This window comes from Sphingobium sp. WTD-1 (assembly GCF_030128825.1).
GTDB lineage: Bacteria > Pseudomonadota > Alphaproteobacteria > Sphingomonadales > Sphingomonadaceae > Sphingobium.
The window spans coordinates 2,690,253-2,708,289 of sequence record NZ_CP119127.1 but is presented as its reverse complement, the minus strand read 5'-3'; the positions used below and the strand labels follow the sequence as shown (position 1 = coordinate 2,708,289).

General features: G+C 65.3%; 19 protein-coding genes and 1 tRNA gene. 9 read left to right on the top strand and 11 right to left on the bottom strand.

The genetic code is table 11. The annotated features are described in order from the left end of the window. Positions 1 to 416 precede the first annotated feature (416 nt). A complete protein-coding gene (locus tag N6H05_RS13515) occupies positions 417 to 824 on the top strand; it encodes a hypothetical protein (protein WP_284109974.1) in 408 nt (135 codons plus the stop codon). Continuing rightward, positions 811 to 1,548, top strand: coding sequence for a TorF family putative porin (locus tag N6H05_RS13510; RefSeq protein ID WP_284109973.1), 738 nt, complete (start codon positions 811 to 813; stop codon positions 1,546 to 1,548). The genes N6H05_RS13515 and N6H05_RS13510 overlap by 14 nt, the downstream gene beginning before the upstream one ends. On the opposite strand, the gene N6H05_RS13505 is transcribed toward N6H05_RS13510, so the two are convergent. Continuing rightward, the gene (locus N6H05_RS13505) at positions 1,537 to 3,549 is read right to left on the bottom strand and encodes a putative bifunctional diguanylate cyclase/phosphodiesterase (protein ID WP_284109972.1); all 2,013 of its coding nucleotides are present in this window, start codon (positions 3,547 to 3,549) and stop codon (positions 1,537 to 1,539) included. The two genes, N6H05_RS13510 and N6H05_RS13505, sit on opposite strands and share 12 nt — an antisense overlap. Before the next feature lie 121 nt (positions 3,550 to 3,670). Here N6H05_RS13505 and moaA point away from each other — a divergent pair, with 121 nt between their 5' ends. The 3 genes from moaA (at position 3,671) to N6H05_RS13490 (ending at position 5,608) form a co-directional block, all read left to right on the top strand. Next, positions 3,671 to 4,684, top strand: coding sequence for a GTP 3',8-cyclase MoaA (moaA, locus tag N6H05_RS13500; RefSeq protein ID WP_284109971.1), 1,014 nt, complete (start codon positions 3,671 to 3,673; stop codon positions 4,682 to 4,684). Next, positions 4,681 to 5,457, top strand: a complete 777-nt coding sequence (locus N6H05_RS13495) for an NAD kinase (RefSeq protein WP_284109970.1) — start codon at positions 4,681 to 4,683, stop codon at positions 5,455 to 5,457. Before moaA ends, N6H05_RS13495 begins: the two co-directional genes overlap by 4 nt. A gap of 76 nt (positions 5,458 to 5,533) precedes the next feature. Continuing rightward, positions 5,534 to 5,608 (top strand) — tRNA-Asn (locus N6H05_RS13490). Between the two features lie 157 nt (positions 5,609 to 5,765). On the opposite strand, the gene N6H05_RS13485 is transcribed toward N6H05_RS13490, so the two are convergent. Genes N6H05_RS13485 through N6H05_RS13475 form a run of 3 tightly spaced genes read right to left on the bottom strand, consistent with a single transcriptional unit; the run spans position 5,766 to position 8,522 of the window. Further along, positions 5,766 to 7,157 carry an SPOR domain-containing protein gene (locus N6H05_RS13485; protein WP_284109969.1) on the bottom strand — a complete coding sequence of 464 codons (1,392 nt, stop codon included), beginning with the start codon at positions 7,155 to 7,157 and terminating at the stop codon, positions 5,766 to 5,768. Between the two features lie 33 nt (positions 7,158 to 7,190). Then, entirely contained in the window at positions 7,191 to 7,787 is a 597-nt protein-coding gene (locus N6H05_RS13480; protein WP_284109968.1) for a hypothetical protein, read from the bottom strand. Between the two features lie 15 nt (positions 7,788 to 7,802). Further along, positions 7,803 to 8,522 carry an AAA family ATPase gene (locus tag N6H05_RS13475; RefSeq protein ID WP_284109967.1) on the bottom strand — a complete coding sequence of 240 codons (720 nt, stop codon included), beginning with the start codon at positions 8,520 to 8,522 and terminating at the stop codon, positions 7,803 to 7,805. A 186-nt stretch (positions 8,523 to 8,708) separates the two neighbouring features. Here N6H05_RS13475 and N6H05_RS13470 point away from each other — a divergent pair, with 186 nt between their 5' ends. Then, positions 8,709 to 9,719: an SPOR domain-containing protein gene (locus tag N6H05_RS13470; protein ID WP_284109966.1), complete on the top strand. Its 1,011-nt coding sequence runs from the start codon at positions 8,709 to 8,711 to the stop codon at positions 9,717 to 9,719. A gap of 14 nt (positions 9,720 to 9,733) precedes the next feature. Here N6H05_RS13470 and gcvA read toward each other — a convergent pair whose 3' ends face one another. Next, the gene (gene gcvA, locus N6H05_RS13465; protein WP_284109965.1) at positions 9,734 to 10,633 is read right to left on the bottom strand and encodes a transcriptional regulator GcvA; all 900 of its coding nucleotides are present in this window, start codon (positions 10,631 to 10,633) and stop codon (positions 9,734 to 9,736) included. Positions 10,634 to 10,721: 88 nt separating this feature from the next. Here gcvA and N6H05_RS13460 point away from each other — a divergent pair, with 88 nt between their 5' ends. Genes N6H05_RS13460 through N6H05_RS13450 form a run of 3 tightly spaced genes read left to right on the top strand, consistent with a single transcriptional unit; the run spans position 10,722 to position 12,999 of the window. Next, on the top strand, positions 10,722 to 11,738 hold the full coding sequence (locus N6H05_RS13460) for a DUF1338 domain-containing protein (protein ID WP_284109964.1): 1,017 nt from the start codon (positions 10,722 to 10,724) through the stop codon (positions 11,736 to 11,738). A 52-nt stretch (positions 11,739 to 11,790) separates the two neighbouring features. Then, complete coding sequence (gene purU, locus N6H05_RS13455; RefSeq protein ID WP_284109963.1) at positions 11,791 to 12,660, top strand: formyltetrahydrofolate deformylase; 870 nt, start codon at positions 11,791 to 11,793, stop codon at positions 12,658 to 12,660. A gap of 9 nt (positions 12,661 to 12,669) precedes the next feature. Next, positions 12,670 to 12,999, top strand: coding sequence for a DUF6678 family protein (locus N6H05_RS13450; protein WP_235654702.1), 330 nt, complete (start codon positions 12,670 to 12,672; stop codon positions 12,997 to 12,999). A 52-nt stretch (positions 13,000 to 13,051) separates the two neighbouring features. On the opposite strand, the gene N6H05_RS13445 is transcribed toward N6H05_RS13450, so the two are convergent. The 6 genes from N6H05_RS13445 to N6H05_RS13420 all read right to left on the bottom strand — a co-directional run bounded on the left by N6H05_RS13445 (position 13,052) and on the right by N6H05_RS13420 (position 17,944). Further along, complete coding sequence (locus tag N6H05_RS13445) at positions 13,052 to 13,204, bottom strand: hypothetical protein (protein ID WP_284109962.1); 153 nt, start codon at positions 13,202 to 13,204, stop codon at positions 13,052 to 13,054. 221 nt (positions 13,205 to 13,425) lie between these two features. Further along, positions 13,426 to 14,262: an S-formylglutathione hydrolase gene (gene fghA, locus N6H05_RS13440; protein ID WP_284109961.1), complete on the bottom strand. Its 837-nt coding sequence runs from the start codon at positions 14,260 to 14,262 to the stop codon at positions 13,426 to 13,428. A gap of 13 nt (positions 14,263 to 14,275) precedes the next feature. Then, positions 14,276 to 14,656, bottom strand: a complete 381-nt coding sequence (locus tag N6H05_RS13435; protein WP_004212241.1) for a VOC family protein — start codon at positions 14,654 to 14,656, stop codon at positions 14,276 to 14,278. Positions 14,657 to 14,682: 26 nt separating this feature from the next. Continuing rightward, positions 14,683 to 15,795: an S-(hydroxymethyl)glutathione dehydrogenase/class III alcohol dehydrogenase gene (locus N6H05_RS13430; protein ID WP_048937047.1), complete on the bottom strand. Its 1,113-nt coding sequence runs from the start codon at positions 15,793 to 15,795 to the stop codon at positions 14,683 to 14,685. Positions 15,796 to 16,313: 518 nt separating this feature from the next. Then, on the bottom strand, positions 16,314 to 16,532 hold the full coding sequence (locus N6H05_RS13425; RefSeq protein ID WP_188082802.1) for a DUF2093 domain-containing protein: 219 nt from the start codon (positions 16,530 to 16,532) through the stop codon (positions 16,314 to 16,316). 8 nt (positions 16,533 to 16,540) lie between these two features. Beyond that, on the bottom strand, positions 16,541 to 17,944 hold the full coding sequence (locus tag N6H05_RS13420; protein WP_004212237.1) for an NAD(P)H-dependent flavin oxidoreductase: 1,404 nt from the start codon (positions 17,942 to 17,944) through the stop codon (positions 16,541 to 16,543). Positions 17,945 to 18,037: the final 93 nt, after the last annotated feature.

The following is an 18,037-nucleotide window of genomic DNA, read 5'->3' as shown; positions in this document are numbered from 1 at the left end:
CAACCTCTTCTTTCCTATTTGGACTTTCTCTGCTCTATCCTGTCGGATGACGCCATCTGCCTCCACGCCTCACCCACCGCATGAGATCATGCCCCAACTGTCGCGTCCTGATGACCTGGATGACGCGTCACCGTGCCCCAACCGTCGCGTCACTGACACCCAATTGGCGCGTCGCTGTCGCTTGCGTGGCGCGTTGCCATGACCTTTCTCGCGAAATCGGCCAGAAATACGGGGCAAGAACGGTGTGAACTTCGCGGCTGACGCGTCACCATGACCCTGTCGTGACCCAAAACCCTGCGTATCTGCCCCTCATGTCGCCATTCATCATCAACCAGAAAAGAAGCAGCAACAGTCGAAACCTACATGCCACTGTGACGACCGGGCAACAAAGCGTGGCGTCACAGCAGGAGAATGAAATGAGTTTGATCCTTATGGCGCTTGCCGCCGCCGCGACTCACAATGTGTCGGTCGAGCATCACGGCAATCAGGTCGGTGCCACCTACACCGCCCGTGCCGACATCCGCACCAAGACGGTCGGCGCCAAGACACCCAACCGGATGGACAGCCAGCGCTGCCAGTGGACCGCGACGATCGTCGTCGACCGCAAGCTGGATCATGGCCCGGCACTCGCCCGCACTGTGTCGAGCGACAAGCGTTTTTCGGGTAGCGAGGCTGGCGCCTGCACCCCCGGTCGTCAATCCGGCGAACGCAACATGGCCCAGTATCAGGAAAAGATCGAGGCGCACCTGATCGCCGTTGCAGAGGCCGATCGCGCGCCGCTGCTGGCCGAACTGGACTCGGTGCGCGCTCTTGCGTCGAACTGATCGCGCCACGACGATGGCATGGCTGGGCGGGCTTGGCCTCGCCCTCCATGCCCTGCCGGCCGCCGCCCAATATGCCAGCGGCCCCAGCGCCACGGTCGAGGTCGCCAGTGACGAACGCCGCCGCGGTCTCAGCTGGAGCGACGGCGATCCGGTGCTACGCGGCACCTTGTCCGTGCCGGTCGCGCAGGGCCTGTCGCTGGATGGCGCCGCCACCAGCCTCTGGGGCAGCGATCGCCATGGCGGCGCCGACGCCGTGATCGACCTTGGCCCTTCCTATGTCCACCAACTGGGCGGCTGGCGCCTGTCGCTCGACGCGCGCTACCATCTCTTCCCCGGCGCCGATCATCAGGGCTATGGCGAATTGGGCGCCGGCGCCGGATTCCTGATCGGCCCCGCCAGCATCGACATCGGCGCCCAATATGCCCCGCGCCAGTCGGCGATCGGCGGCGACGCCCTCTATCTGTCGTCGGCCGCGTCCTTCGCCATTCCCGGCACGCCGCTTACCGCCTCGGCACGGGTCGGTCATAGTTCCGGGTCGGATCGCGATCCGTTAGCGTCTCAACGGCTGCGGCCGGGCGGCGACTATTGGGATTATGGCGCGGCCATCGCCTGGTATCGCGGCCGCTGGTCGGCGGAACTGCGCTACAGCGACACCGACATTAACGACCGCAACGCCCGCCACGCCGGGTCGGCCCTCATCGGAAAGGTCGGCTTAGCCCTGTAGCACCAAGGATATGAGTTCGGGTGAGGAGACGCCGGCCGAGCGCAGGAAGCCCTGATAATAATCACAGCCTTCCCGTGCCAGCAGGTCGAGCTGCTGCTCCGTCTCCACCCCTTCGGCGATCACGTTCAGGCCTAGCGACTTCGCCATATGGATCACCCCGCGCACGATGATCCGGTCCCGCGCGGACCCGGCGATATCCTGGGCCAGGCTGGAGTCGATCTTGAGATAATCGAGCGGCAGGCCCTTAAGATAGGCGAGGCTCGAATAGCCGGTGCCGAAATCGTCGATCGCCACCGCCAGCCCCTCGGCACGCAGCGCGGTCAGCAGCGCCGCCGCCGCGTCGACATCCTGGATCAGGCCGCTCTCGGTAATCTCCACCGTCAGCCGCGACCGGGGAAAGCCGCTGCGGTCTACCTGGCCCAGGAAATCGGCCATGAACCCCGGCTGCGAAATATCCGCCGCCGTGACGTTGATCGACAGGCGCAGATTGGACAGCGCGCTCGGCCAGGCCGCCGCCTGCCGCAAGGCCTCGGCCTGGATATGCGCCGACAGTGGCAGCATATAGTCGGACCGTTCCGCCGTGCCGAACAATATGCCGGCCCCCAGCGGACCATAGATCGGGTGGTTCCACCGCGCCAACGCCTCGACCCCGCTGATGCGATGGTCGTAGACCGGATATTGCGGCTGGAACACGATGCCGATCTCGCCCCGGTGCAGCGCCAGCCGCAGGTCGGTTTCCAGCTGGTCCGCGTCGAGCTGGCGACTGCGCTTCTCGGTGGAAAAGATGCGAATGCCCTCGCCCCCGCCCTGCCGTGCGTCGGCCAGTGCAGCCCCCGCCCGGCGCAGCAACTGGGTCGCATCATCCTCCGCCCGCGCCTGCGCAATGCCGCAACGGGCAATCAAACGGATCAGATGGTCGCCCGCGCTGAATGGCCGGCTGATTGCTTCGATCAACTGCCGCGCCAGATAGGTCGCCCTCTCCGCCGCCGCCGGCTCGCCGGTCAGGCCGACCAGAAATTCCGTACCGGCGATCCGGGCGACCATCGCATGGCCCGCGACACTGTCGACAATCTGTTCGATCCGCCGCGCGATCCGTCCCAGCAGCGCGTCGCCCACCACCTGGCCATAGGCCGCGTTCATGCGATCGAACTGACTGATCGACAGCAGCACCACCGTCGTCGGCAGGCCCGACCGACGATCCAGCCAGTCCAGCGCCGCCTGGCGCGAACGCAGCCCGGTCAGATTGTCACGGCTCGCTACATCCTGATCCTGCGCGTCGGACAGCCACTCCACATCGGCCGCCACCGTCCCATCGACGAAGCGCAGATGATGGACCAAGCGATTGCCCGGCCGCCCAGGCACGGCATGCGCGAACGCCGCCGGGCGGCCCGACTGCATCATCCCCTCCAAGGCATTCAGCACTGCCTTGCGTTCACTGCGCGCCAGCCGGTGGATCAAAGTCGATGGCCTCGGCTGCCACGCCTCTATGCCCAGATTGCGGGCCAGGCTTTCACTCAGCCGCAGCCCGGCACCGTCGCGGTCCATCTCCCAGTAAAGCGCGTCGCCCCGGCGGATGCGTTGCGCCCGCTGGCTCTGCATCGCGCCACCACCCAGCCGCTCGACCAGCCGCTGCGCCGATGCAAGCGTTGCCTGCAACACAGGTTGCGTCACAGGTGCGACCAGAAAATGGGTCGCGCCGGCGTCGAACAATTGCGGCAGGGTCGCGACCGCCGCCGGATCGACCAGCACCACCAGCGCGCAGCCGCCCGCATCGACCGCCGGCACCAGCGGCGCGATCAGCTTGGCCGCCGTCCCACCGCGCATGTCGACCAGCGCGATCTGGGCATCGCTGCGCAGGAAACGTTGCGGCGCATCGGTGGCGCGCCGCGCGCCAATCGCGCGCCAGCCCGCCTCCTGCGCGGCACGACACAGGGGGTCGCGGTCGCCGGGCGACAGGATGAAGATGCTGCGCTGCCCGTCCGGGGCGGCCTGCCCGCTCACTCTTTTATCGACTCCCTGACAAGGCGCATGACACCCTTGTAACAGCAATCGGTTACCGACCTCTTCATCGTCCCGCAACCGGCCAGCTTGCGCCCGCCATGCCCATGGCCTAGCTAGGGGCATGGCCATGGTCGATCCTGCCGCAACTTCCATGACCGACGGCCTTGGCCGCCGGATCGATTATCTGCGGATTTCCGTTACGGATCGCTGCGACCTGCGCTGCCGCTACTGCATGGCGGAGCGGATGCAGTTCCTGCCGAAAAACCAGGTTCTGACCCTGGAGGAAATCGCGCTCCTCGCCGATCTCTTCATCGCGCGCGGCGTGCGCCGTATCCGCCTGACCGGCGGAGAACCGCTGGTGCGCCGCGACATCATCGACCTGATCCGTCGAATCGGCCGGCATCTGGACGCCGGCCTCCAGGAACTGACGCTGACGACCAACGGCACGCGCCTGGCCGATCATGCAGAGGCGCTGCACGACGCCGGGGTCCGCCGCATCAATGTCAGCCTCGACAGCCTGCAACCCGATCGCTTTGCCCATGTCACCCGTGGCGGCGACCTGACGGCCGTGCTGCGCGGGCTGGATGCCGCGCGCGCCGTGGGCCTCGCGATCAAGATCAACATGGTCGCGCTCAAGGATATCAATGCCGACGAGATCCTGCCGATGCTGCGCTGGTGCGACGACCAGGGCTTCGACCTGACCCTGATCGAGACCATGCCGCTGGGCGAAACCGGCGAGGATCGCACCGACCATTATCTGCCGCTGTCGCATGTCGCACAGCAGATTGACGCCCATCATGCCCTCACCCCGATCGCGGCGCGCACGGGTGGCCCGGCGCGCTACCATGCTGTCGAGGGACTGGGCATTCGGCTAGGTCTCATCACCCCGCTCACCCGCAATTTCTGCGCCGACTGCAACCGCATGCGCATGACCTGCGAGGGCAAGATCTACATGTGCCTGGGCCATGACGACCATGTCGATTTCAAGGCAGCTCTGCGAAGCGGCGGACTGGCAGCGGTCGAGCCGCTGGTCGATCGCGCGCTGCGGCGCAAGCCGGCAGCCCATGATTTCCGGATCGGCGCCGGCGCTCCGACGGCTGCCGTCAAAAGACATATGAGCGTTACCGGCGGATGATGCATGAACCCCGGCGCGCCCTTGTCGCGTCCCCGACCCAGGCTGCACGAGCAGCGGAAGAGCGGTTGCGCGCCGCCTATGATTTCGTGCCGCTGGACCAGGCGGACACGGTCGTCGCGCTGGGCGGCGACGGTTTCATGCTGCAGACACTGCACGCCATGCTGGAATCCCGCCGCATATTGCCGGTCTTCGGCATGAACCTTGGCACTGTCGGCTTCCTGATGAACGAATGGCGGCTGGAACGACTGGAACAGCGGCTGGAGAAGGCCAAGAGCTTCAAGGTCAATCCGCTGCGCATGGTGGTCGATACGGTCGATGGCGAGCGTTTCTCGATCCCCGCGATCAACGAAGTGTCGCTGCTGCGTGAAACCCGCCAGACCGCCAAGCTGGAAGTGCAAGTCAACGACCGCCCCGTGCTGCCCGAACTGGTGTGCGACGGCGTGCTGGTGGCCACCCCGGCCGGGTCCACCGCCTATAATCTTTCCGCCCACGGCCCGATCCTGCCGCTGGGCTCGGCCCTGGTCGCCCTGACCCCGATCAGCCCGTTCCGGCCGCGCCGCTGGCGTGGCGCCATCCTGCCGGAAAGCACGGCGATTCGCTTCACTGTGCTCGACCCGGTCAAACGCCCAGTCAGCGCAGTCGCCGACCAGCGCGAAGTCCGCGACGTAGCCCAGGTGGAGGTCAAGATCGACCGCGCCACTCCGCTGACCCTGTTGTTCGACCCCGAACATACGCTGGATGACCGGATCGCGGCCGAACAATTCATCGCGTAATTTTCTGCAATTTCACGCTTGCCATTTGGAACAAGCCGCTGCATATGCGCGGCCTGCCCGGCGCAAGCGGGGCTGCTCCCCGATAGCTCAGCGGTAGAGCATTCGACTGTTAATCGAATGGCCGTAGGTTCGAATCCTACTCGGGGAGCCACTATTTCAGCCCTTGGCGAGGCCGGGCTGGCTTCAGGCAATCCGAAATTCAGCACATCGCACGATTGCGGCGCTCGCGGCGCGCAAATGCATTGCGGGCCGGAACCTTTCGGTCCAGCCCGCATGAAGTCATGGTCACGCCCGAAGGCGCGATGCGATCAGCGCGATGCGAACTGGCGACCGCGCGTCGATGCCACGGCCCAGCGCTGCGGCGTCGCGTTCGGTGCGCCTTCCCGCACGAAACACTGGCCGTGCTGCGCCTTGATCGACTGACACAAAGTCTGCGCATCCGCACGGCTGCCAAAGCCGCTAATCGCGATCCGGTGGAAGGTCCGGCCATTGACGGTCGCCTGGCTGGTCAGCACCGGGAAGGCGGCGATGCGTCCGTTGACGCGGGCCATGCTCGTCCATTTTTCCTTGGCCACGGCCGGGGAATTGAAAGCACCCAACTGAACCACCCAGGCGCTCGCGCCCGTGGTCACCGGCTTGATATAGGCAACCTGCTGCATCCGCGCCGCCGGGCTGGCGAGCGGGCCAGCCTTGTCCTTGACCGACTTGGCCTTGGCCGCCGGACCTTCGACGACGAAGTCGCGCTTGGCGGCGACGCGCACCGGCTTCGGCGCGGCCTGAACCGCCGGAGCCGGCGTGGACGCGGGCACAGCCGTTTCGATGATCCGGGTGGTCAGCGCCGGCACAGCAGGCGCCGGTTCTGCGGCGGCCATCTCGATCGGCGAACCGGTCGGCAGGTCCAGCACCGGAGCCGGTTCGGTCGATGCGGCTGCCAATGCCACTGGCGCGGCATCCGGCGCAGCGGGCGCCAGCGCCAGCACCGCTGGCTGGCCCTGATCGGCCCCGTTGACGGTAACGCCCATCAGCGCGGCAACGCGCTGCGGCGCCAGTGCCGGGTCGGCCATGCCGGCCCATTGGGCAATACGCTGATTGGCGGCAAGCGGCGCCAGATCCAGCCCGGCGACCAGCCGCGCATCCTTCCAGCGACCGGCCAGCGCATAGGCATAGGCCAGGTTCTGGCGGGTGCGCGCATTGGCCGACGGATCCTGGATCGCGGCGGACAGGATGCGGACGCCTTCGGTCGGATCACCGGCCATCGCCAGCGCCAGGCCATAATCGCCCGCCGGCACATTGTCAGTATTGGCCGCCAGCAGATCGCGCGCAGCATCATTCTTGCCCAGCGCCACCTCGACCAGCGCCAGGCTGACGATGGTGCGCGAATCGCGGCTGCCCAGCGTCATCGCGTCGGTGAACGCCGTCTCGGCCGAAACGAAGCGGCCATCCAGCACATAGGCACGGCCCAGCAGCTGGCGATATTGCGCATTGTCGGGCGCCGCCTGCACGGCCGCTTCCGCCGCCTGCACGGCCTTTGCGCCGTTGCGATCGGCCAGCGCCTTTTCTGCCGCCTCGGCCGGCTTGCCGGGATTGGCGTGCTTGACCGCCGCCGAACGCGGATGGAATGCCGCGCCGGTGCAGCCGACCATCGTCGTCGCCACCATCAAGGAGGAAACGGCCGCCTTGCCAAATGCCGTTCGTTTCATGACCTTACCCACCTATAATCAAAGATCGCCGCGTCAGTGCGGCAATTGCTGGGCAAGCCGATCAATCTCGGGCAGCCCTTCGAGGAAAGCATCCAGTGCTTCGGTAACAACCTGTTGCGCCGACCGGCCGGTCACCGCCGCCGCCAGACGCAGCTTGAGATGACGGCCCGCGTCCAGCCGCAGCGTGAAGGCCGCCTTGCGTGCGTTGTCGACCGCCATCGCCTTGGGCGGCCCAGCGCGCACCGGCGCCGGCTTTGCCCGCATCGGCTTGGCAGCCATCACCAGTTCGGACGGTTCCGGCTCGGCCTCCACCGTCTCCGGCACAACAACCTGCGCCACGCGCTCGGCCAATTCCTCGCGTTCGGTCACGACCGCCGGCACCGAAACCGGCGCGAGCACCACGCTCATCGGCGTCAGGCCGGTGGCGACGGGCGCGGTCGGTGCGGCAGGCTCGTCATCGTGCATCGGCACATCGAAACCCATGTCGTTCCAGCCCAGATCGTCGGACACCATGCCACCATTGGTCGGGCGGCCAAAGCCCAGCATCGGGCGGCGCATCGCCGGCGTGGCAGCGCCCTTGCGCGCCAGCAGGCCGGACGTCAGGGAAGCGATCGGTTTGGCTTCAGCCATGATAGCCCCCTTTTCTTACTGCACGACGCGGCGGCCGAAGCCACCACCGGCGGGACGTGAAGCGGCGGCAGTGCCGACGCTGTTCTGGGGCACGGAAAAGACCGTGCGGCGGAAATTCTTTTCGAGGCGGTCGGAAATATAGGTCCACAGGCCCGTCACTTCGGCGGCCGACTTGCCCTTGGGATCGACCTCCATCACGGTGCGCCCGTCGATCATCGAGGCAGCGAAATCGGTGCGATGATGCAGCGTCACCGGCGCCACCGTGCCATGCTGCGACAAAGCAACAGCGGCTTCGGAGGTGATGCGCGCCTTGGGCGTTGCAGCGTTGACGACGAAGATCAGCGGCTTGCCGGCGCGTTCGCACAGATCGACCGTTGCACCGACGGCGCGCAGGTCATGCGGGCTGGGCCGGGTCGGTACGACGATCAACTCAGCAACCGAAATGACGCTCTGGATCGCCATGGTGATCGCCGGCGGCGTATCGATGACAGCCAGCTTGAACCCCTGCTGACGCAGGATTTCAAGGTCGGCGGCGAGCCGCGCGACGGTAGTCTGGGCAAAGGCGGGATATTCGGCCTCGCGCTCGTTCCACCAGTCGGCCAGCGAACCTTGGGGATCGATGTCGATCAGGACGACCGGACCAGCGCCGGCCAGCTGTGCCTGTACGGCCAGATGACCGGACAGGGTCGTCTTGCCCGATCCGCCTTTTTGCGATGCCAATGCCAATATGCGCACGCGCCTTCCCCCAGGTAAATCCAGTTCCGAAACGATTTGGCATGGCGCCGCCTAAAATTCGGTTAACTGGTCTGGCAACCTTGTTGGGGATCACCTATCCCCGGTTTCACATCATGGACCCGGCAATGCTAAGAAGACGTTAACCTTGTTTGACGATAGTGCCGGGCAATACTTCCGGTCTGGAGCATGGATATGAAGCCTATCTGGGGAGCCATTGCGTTCGGCACGCTGCTCGCGATCGCCTTGCCGGCCCTTGCCGATGTGAAGGCCGGTGTCGACGCCTGGCAGCAGGGCGATTATGCCAAGGCGATCGCCGAATGGCGCCCGCTCGCCAATGCTGGCGATCCCGATGCGCAGTTCAATCTGGGCCAGGCCTACAAGCTCGGCCGCGGCGTGCCGGCCGACCTCAACAGCGCGGTAGACTGGTATCGCAAGGCAACGGCGCAGGGCCATGCCCGCGCCGAAGATAATCTGGGCCTGCTGATGTTCCAGCAGGGCGATCGCGCCGGGGCCATGCCCTATCTGCAGCATGCCGCCGCCCGCGGCGAAACCCGCGCGCAATATATTGTCGGCACCGCCCTGTTCAACGGCGACATGGTCGGCAAGGACTGGGTCCGCGCCTATGCGATGATGACCCGCGCCTCCGCCTCCGGCCTGCCACAGGCAACAACCAGCCTGCAGCAGATGGACAAATATATCCCCGCCGACCAGCGCAAGCAGGGCCTTGCCTTGGCGACGTCGATGGAAGCGCAGGAAAAGAGCCTGGCCAGCGCGAGCCTGACTTTGCCGGCAGCACCGGCGCAGCCGCGACCGACCTCCCCGACACCGACGAAGCCAGCCCCCGCGCCCGTCACGCAAGTCGCTGCCGCCAAGCCCCAACTGGCCGCGCCCAAACCGGAACCAACGCCAGCCAAACCGGCGGCGGCCAAGCCCGCCCCCGCCAGGACACCAGCACCGGCCGCCGGCGGCGACTGGCGCGTCCAGCTTGGCGCGTTCGGCGACGAAGGCCGCGCCCGTGCGCTGTGGAGCCAGTTGACCCGCAAGGTCAGCGGCCTCTCCGGCTATCAACCCTATCTGGTCAAGGCCGGCAGCGTCACCCGCCTTCAGGCCGGACCGATCGCCAGCAGCGCCGACGCCTCGCGCCTGTGCAGCAGCATCAAGGCCGCTGGCGCCGACTGCATGCCGAAGAAGAACTAAGCTCGCGCGGGCGCCTAATCCGCGTCCGCGCTCGCCAGCATCCAGGCGCGAAACCGTGCAAGACCCGGATGGCCACCAAGCCCGGTGGGATAGACCAGATAATAGGCCTGCTCGCTCGACAAGGGGCGATCGAACGGGATGACCAGGCTGCCCGCCTCCAACTCCGGCCGGATCAGGAAGCTGGGGATCAGCGCCACGCCCGCCCCGGCCACCACCGCCTGCGCCAGCATCAGGAAATGCTCGAACGCCGGCCCCGGCGGCAATGGCCCTGCCTCGACGCCCGCCGCCGCGAACCAGCGTGCCCAGGCGTCGCGCCGCGAGCTCTGGCTCAGCAGCGGCTTGCCCAGCAGATCGGCCGGCGACCGCAGCCCATGGGCCGCCAGCCAGTCCGGCGCGCAGACCGGCACCATCTGCTCGTGAAACAGATAATCCTGCGCCACGCCGGGCCATTCCTGCGGCAGGCCATAATGGATCGCCGCGTCAAACTCCTCCTGCGCGAAATCGAACGGGTCGGACCGCGATGCGAAATCCACCACCAGATCGGGATGCAGCGCGCTGAGGCCCGGCAGGCGCGGCGCCAGCCAGCGCATGCCGAAACTGGGCAGGGTCGCGATCCGCAACGCCCCCTGTGCCCGCCGCGCCGCCACCCGCCGGGTCGCGCGCCGGATCCGGTCGAGCGCCGGGCGGATCTCCTCGGCATAGGCCTGCCCCGCCTCGTTCAGTTGCACCCGTCGCCCGACCCGGTCGAACAAGGGCGTCTGCAACCAATCCTCCAGCAGCGCGATCTGGCGACTGACCGCGCTCTGGGTCAGCCCCACCTCCCCCCCGGCGCGCGAAAAGCTGCCATGGGTCGCGGCAGCGTCGAAACTGTTGAGCGCGCTCATCGGCGGCAGCCATTTGCGCGCCCTATCCATTCCCGTTCCGCATCAAGTGATGACAGCTCCCTATTTGCGCGACCCACCCTATCCTGCGATAAGGGCGCTGTCATCGTGGAGCGTTCTTATGTCGTCGCAGAATGAAGGAAGCATCGTCACCCTGGTCAAGTCGGTGCTGGGCGAAGACGCCGGCCGGGCTGCGCTGGATGCCCTGGAAATCGATCCCGCGCTGCTCGCGCAAAGCGGCCCGACCGTCAGCCGCGCCGCCTTTGCCATGGCGATGAACATCATCCTGTTCCACGACCTGCTCGCACGGGTGCCAAGCGGCGCGGCCTATGTCGCCGACACGCTGGCGCGCGGCGGCCGGGTGGTCTTCGACCATGGCGCGCTGCGCACCATCCGCTTTGCCGAGGGACCGACCGGCGCCCTGCCCGCTGGCGAGGATGCCTTCACCCGCATCTTCCTGCCCTTGGGCTATCGCATGGCCGCCCTCTATCCGCTCGATCGCCTCAGGATGACCGGCCGCGCCTATGCGCATGTCGACGCACCCGAGGCGATCCCGCAATTCTTCCTCTCCGAACTGCATGTCGACCGGTTCGACGCGGAATTTGGCGCGGCCGCGACCCGCATCTTCGGCACCTCGCGCGATCCGCTCGACGCCCCGACCATTGCCCTGCTCGACCGCTATGCCGCTGGCGAACCAGTCAGCTTCGATGATGCCGCCACCGCCCTGCCGATCATCGTCTCCGCCTTCGACCGGCAGCATGAGCCGCCGGCCTTTGCCGATTATGAGCTACTGCTCTCCCGCTCCAACGAAGCCGCCTGGATCGCGACCGAGGGCAATGCCTTCAACCATGCGACCGACCGCGTGCCCGATGTCGCGGCGCTGGCCGACCGGCTGAAGGCGGAAGACCGGCCGATGAAGCCCAAGCTCGAAATCTCCGTTACCGGTCGCGTCCGCCAGACCGCCTTCCGCGCCGACAGCGTCGAGCGTCTCTTCGCCGACAGCGACCTGCGCAGCGTGCCCGGCTCCTTCTACGAATTCATCAGCCGCGATATCGACCCGGATACCGGCCGGCTGGACCTCGCCTTCGACACCGGCAATGCCACCGGCATCTTCGCCATGACCAGCGCCAAGGCTTGATCGCGGCCCCGGCTTGAGGCAACGCCTCGGCAGCATTGCTGGGAGCCGCAGAGTGAACGACAAGACCATCCCGTCCTGGATATTGACCCTGGTCTGCGCCGATCGCGTCGGCATCGTCGCGGCGGTCAGCCAGTTCCTCGCCGAACGGGGCGGCTTCATCACCGACAGCCAGCAATATGCCGATCGCGAGGCCGGCCTTTTCTTCATGCGCGTCGCGTTCGAGGCGACGGACACCGGCATGCGCTTCGACACCGCCGGCCTGCGCGACGAATTTGCCGACATCGGCACCCGCTTCGCCATGGACTGGCGCCTGACCGAAGCAGCCGAACGCCCACGCATGCTGATCGCCGTGTCGAAGGGATCGCATTGCCTCGCCGACCTGCTGCACCGCTGGCAGACCGGCACGCTGGCGGTCGACATCATGGGGGTGGTGTCCAACCATCCCGACATGCGCCGCATCACCGAATGGCACGGCATCCCCTATCATGAGCTGCCGCCCAATGGCGACAAGGCCGCGCAGGAGGCCGCCCTGCTCGACCTGTTCGATCGCAGCCGGTCGGAATATCTGATCCTCGCCCGCTACATGCAGGTATTGTCGGAAAATCTGGTCGATCGGCTGGCGGGCCGCTGCGTCAACATCCATCACAGCTTCCTGCCCGGCTTCAAGGGCGCCCGACCCTATCACCGCGCCCATGAGCGCGGCGTCAAACTGATCGGCGCGACCGCCCACTTCGTCACCGCCGACCTCGACGAAGGCCCGATCATCGAACAGGCGGTCGAGCGCGTCGACCATCGCGCCACCGCCGACGACATGATCCGCATCGGCCGCGATATCGAGGCCCAGGTGCTGGCCCGCGCCGTCGACTGGCTCGCCGACCGGCGCGTACTGCGCAATGGCGGCAAGACGGTGGTGTTCCGGTAAAGGAATGCGATGATGCAGAGTCATTCTCTCACGCGCGTCATGAACGACACCAAATGGAATGAAATTCGGCTGGCCATGTACGGCCTGTCACCTAGTCCAGCTTGGCGCGCATTCGATCTATCGGGCTATCAATCTGCGATCGATCGAGAATGGTATTATCATTTCCGAGCCGGCGGCTACACCTCGATGCAATATGTCGACATTCTGGTCGATGATGCGGCACAACGCTCGCATGTTCTGCAAGCGCTACGGACCATCCACGTTCCAGGCAAAGAGACAGCCGAGGGATTTCGGGTTTTCGGATATCTGCGAGACGGCCAGACCGCAGACTATCTGTGACCAAGCTATAGACGTCACTTGCCGCTTAAGAGGCGCCTGTAGCGAGAGCGCCCTACAGCCCCAATCGCGCCCAGAAATCGCCCGGTGCAAGCACGGCCTCAGCACTGCGGTTGCGCTCGACGCGCGACCAGCTGCTATGGGGAATATGGACTTGCGGGATCTGGTCCTGCCGCTGCTGGCGGACACGGGCTTGCTTATGGGTCATCGTCTTCTCCTTGTGCGGGAGGAACACGAAACCGGGCGTTGTCGCTTGGGTACCGTGCGCTTTAGCCGTTGGTGACGCGGAGCAAGCTGACATCCTTCAAAAGCCGCGGAGCGAAACGCTCGGCACTCTATCTACCTATCAAATAGAGAAAGGCAAAATAGCTTATCTTGTGCCGCGACCATCCGGGCTTTGCCCGGACGGCCCGCGATCAGCCCAATTGCTCAGCCAAGTCGCGCGGCATGCCAGCGCAGATGATCGTCCATGAAGCTGGAGATGAAATAATAGCTATGGTCATAGCCTTCGCGCAGATGGAGCGTCAGGTCGATGCCTGCCGCATCGCAGGCCGCGCGCAGCAATTGGGGGCGTAGCTGCCCCTCCAGGAAGCTGTCTCCCGCGCCCTGGTCCACCAGCAGCGCATCGATCCGTGCGCCATCCTCGATCAGCGCGACCGCGTCATGCTTGCGCCATGCCGCCCGGTCCTCGCCCAGATAGCCGCCCAGTGCCTTCTCGCCCCAGGGCACCTGCCCCGGCGCCACGATCGGCGCAAAGGCCGACACGGCGCGATAACGATCGGGATAGGTCAGCCCGACGGTCAGCGCGCCATGGCCGCCCATGCTGTGCCCCATGATCGACTGGCGATCCATGTCGGCGGGAAACTGGTCCGCGATCAGCGCCGGCAATTCCTGCACCACATAGGACCACATGCGATAATGGGCCGCATAGGGCGCCTGCGTCGCGTCGACATAGAAGCCTGCGCCCAGGCCAAAGTCCCAGGCGCCGTCTGGATCGTCGGCCACGCCCTCGCCCCGCGGCGAGGTATCGGGCGCAACGAAGATCAGCCCCAGTTCCGCGCAGGCCCGGCGAAACTCGCCCTTTTCGGTCACATTGGCATGGGTGCAGGTAAGGCCGGACAGATACCAGACCACCGGCAGCTTCGCGCCGGGCGCATGCGGCGGCACGAAGACGGAGAAAGTCATCTCCGTCCCCGTCTCGCGCGAAGCATGGCGATAGACGCCCTGAATACCGCCAAAGGCCCTGTTGGTCGAAACCGTTTCCACCCGTATTCCTTCCTCAGCCGATCCGATGCAGGCCGCACAGCTTGTTGCCGGCGGGATCGCGCAGATAGGCAAGATAGAGCTTGCCGAAGCCGCCTTCGCGCACGCCCGGCGGATCTTCGCAAGCCGTGCCGCCCGCCGCGACCCCGGCCGCATGCCAGGCATCGGCCTGCTCGGTCGATGTCATGCGGAAACCGATCGTGCCGCCATTGGCGTGGCAGGCCGGCTCCCCGTCGATCGGTTTTGTGACCATGAACAGCGCGCCGTCATGCATGTAGATCAGCCGCCCCTTGTCGTCCTGCATCGCCGGCTTGCCGCCGACCGCACCGAACAGCGCGTCATAAAAAGCGCGCGAAACGTCGAGATCATTCGATCCCACCATCACATGGCTGAACATGGTCACTCTCCTGTTGGGTTATCGGTTCAGAAGACGACGACGCTGCGGATGCTCTCGCCCGCATGCATCAGGTCGAACCCCTTGTTGATGTCCTCCAGCCCCATGACATGGGTGATCATCGGGTCGATCTCGATCTTGCCGGTCATGTACATGTCGACGATCTTGGGCACGTCGGTGCGGCCCTTGGCCCCGCCAAAGGCCGTGCCGCGCCAGTTGCGGCCCGTGACCAGCTGGAACGGACGGGTGCTGATTTCCTTGCCGGCCTCGGCCACGCCGATGATGATGCTGGTGCCCCAGCCGCGATGACAGGCTTCCAGCGCCACGCGCATCACTTCGGTGTTGCCGGTGGCGTCGAACGTGTAATCCGCGCCGCCATCGGTCATCGCGACGATCGCGGCGACCACCTCCTCGCGGCTCATGCCCCTGGAGTTGAGGAATTCGGTCATGCCGAACCTGCGGCCCCATTCCTCGCGATCGGGATTGATGTCGACGCCGATAATCTTGTTCGCACCGGCCAGGCGCGCGCCCTGGATGACGTTGAGGCCGATGCCGCCCAGGCCGAAGATCACGACATTGTCGCCGACCTGCACCTTGGCGGTGTTGATCACCGCGCCCACGCCCGTGGTGACGCCGCAGCCGATATAGCAGCTGCTCTGGAACGGCGCGTCCTCGCGGATCTTGGCCAGCGCGATCTCGGGCAGAACGGTGAAGTTGGAAAAGGTCGAACAGCCCATATAATGGAAGATCGGCTGGCCCTTGTAGGAAAAGCGGGTCGTACCGTCCGGCATCAGCCCCTTGCCCTGGGTCGCGCGGATTGCGGTGCAGAGGTTCGTCTTGCCGCTCAGGCACGACTTACACTGGCGGCATTCGGGGGTGTAGAGCGGAATGACATGGTCGCCCGGCACCAGGCTGGTGACGCCCGCACCCACTTCGCGCACGATACCCGCGCCTTCATGACCCAGGATCGACGGGAAGATACCCTCGCTGTCGAACCCGTCCAGCGTATAGGCGTCGGTATGGCAGATGCCGGTCGCCATGATCTCGACCAGGACTTCGCCCGCCTTGGGGCCTTCCAGATCGACTTCGACGATTTCGAGGGGCTTCTTCGCTTCGAAGGCGACGGCGGCGCGGGTTTTCACGGCGGGCAACTCCCATGACTGGCGTGAACGGACGCCCCGAGGACGCCCTGTTAAAAGCATTCCCGGCGTTCATATCGGTTCCGGCAGCAATTGCCAGCCGATACCGCTGTCAAAAGGAAAGGAAAATCCAGCAAGATCCGAAAAAAACAAAGCGCATCCAGCGACTTGCATCGCCAAATGGATCGCCCTGCCTTTCCCGGTCGCGCCCTGTTTAGAAGGACACGTTGTAAATGAACCAGCCCAGGATCAGCAGGCTGCTCACCAGACAGATACGATCGCCGAAGACATCAATTCGAGACATCTGACACATCCTTCACCCAAAAGACGATCTGCGCCGCCTGTTGAGCAAGAATACATCAGATAAATCAGCATGGGAACAGCAATATCGCGACCAGGCGTGCCGCCGGAGCGATGAATGGATATCGCAACATCTTGAAATTTTCGCTGCAGCGCACAGCGATCATTCAACTAATCGAACGATGCCAAAAAGCCAAATAACGGCAATCACTTACCGCGGTTCAGCGAAATGCTGCACCGCGGTGGCGCAGGAAGGATGCCGTCGCCTCCTCCGGCCCGCGATAGGCTTCCTGAAACTCGGCGCTCCAATATTTCAGATCGTCGAGGTCGATTCGCGCACCTGATACGGCGCAGAGCACGAACTGCCCCGGCCGTACCATGTCGAAATGCGGCGTGTCATAATGCAGCACCGCAAGGCCCTGGATATCGCCTGTTGTCATCGACGCCATCAGTCGCCGGTCAGGATGCGGTCGACCAGCTGCTTCACGGTCGGCACGAACCCGTTCGAATAGAAGGGGTCCTGCTTGAAGCGATAGGCGGCATGGCCGGCGAACAGCAGATTCTTGTCCAGATCGCCGCCATGGACCGATTCCTGCAGCGACTTCTGGATGCAGAAGCTGCGCGGATCGGCCAGGCGACCGGTCGAGTTGGTCTCGCTGTCCATCCAGCTGGAGAAGCTGCACTGCGACAGGCAGCCCATGCAGTCGGTCTGGTCCTTGCGGATTTCCGCCTTCTCTTCCTCGGTCACGAAGACGAGCGTGTTGTCCGGCGTCTTGAGCGCGGAGGTGAAGCCCTGGCCAACCCATTCGCGTGCGCGCAGCAGGTCGCCGACCGTCACCCAGAAATTCTTGCCCTTCACGCCCGCGTCGAGCTGGTGGGTATGGTCGCCCGCCTGTTCGGTGCTGAACGGGATCTGTCGGTCCGACCGCGCTTCGAGCGAGCGCAGGAAGGGATTGCGGATCGCCGAGCTGTAGAAGCCGGTGGGTGAGAATTTGTGCAGCAGCACGTCGCCCGGTTCCAGCTGCATCAGCCGGTCCTTCCAATCCTGCGGGATCGGGCTTTCCTGGGTCAGCAGCGGACGGGTGCCGAACTGGAACATGATCGCGCCCAATTCGGGATTGTCGATCCAGTCGTTCCAGTCCTTCAGCGCCCAGACGCCGCCGGCCATGACGATCGGCACATCATCGGAAATGCCGCCTTCGCGCATCGTGGCGCGCAGGTCGCGCACGCGCGGATAGGGATCCTGCGGCGCGCGCGGATCTTCCGCGTTGGACAGGCCGTTGTGGCCGCCCGCCAGCCAGGGATCTTCATAGACCACCGCGCCCAGCCATTCCGACGCCTTGGAATAAGCGCGCTTCCACAGCGCGCGGAAGGCCCGGCCCGACGACACGATCGGCAGATAGCTGACATTGTAGGAGGCTGCGATTTCGGACAGCTTATAGGGCATGCCCGCGCCACAGGTAACGCCGGCGACCATGCCCTTGGTCTTTTCCAGCACGCCGTGCAGCACGCGCTGCGCACCGCCCATTTCCCACAGCACGTTGATGTTTATCGCGCCCTTGCCACCGGCAATTTCATAAGCGCGCTTCACCTGCTCGACGGCACCGTCGATGGCATAGGCGATCAGTTCCTCATGGCGGTCGCGGCGGGTGCGGCCATGATAGATTTGCGGGATGATATTGCCCATGGAGTCATAGCTGTCGGCATTGACCGCCGATACCGTGCCGATGCCCCCGGCAGCCGCCCAGGCGCCCGAGCTGGCATGGTTGGAAACAGCAACACCCTTGCCACCTTCGACCAGCGGCCAGACTTCACGGCCACCATAGACGATGGGTTTCAAACCCTTGAACAACGACTTCTCCCGCGAAATGAACCGGCCTCCCCAGACCGGTTGAAATGTCGTCCTATAACAGTTTTTGTCAGGGATGACGAACTGACGCGCGCC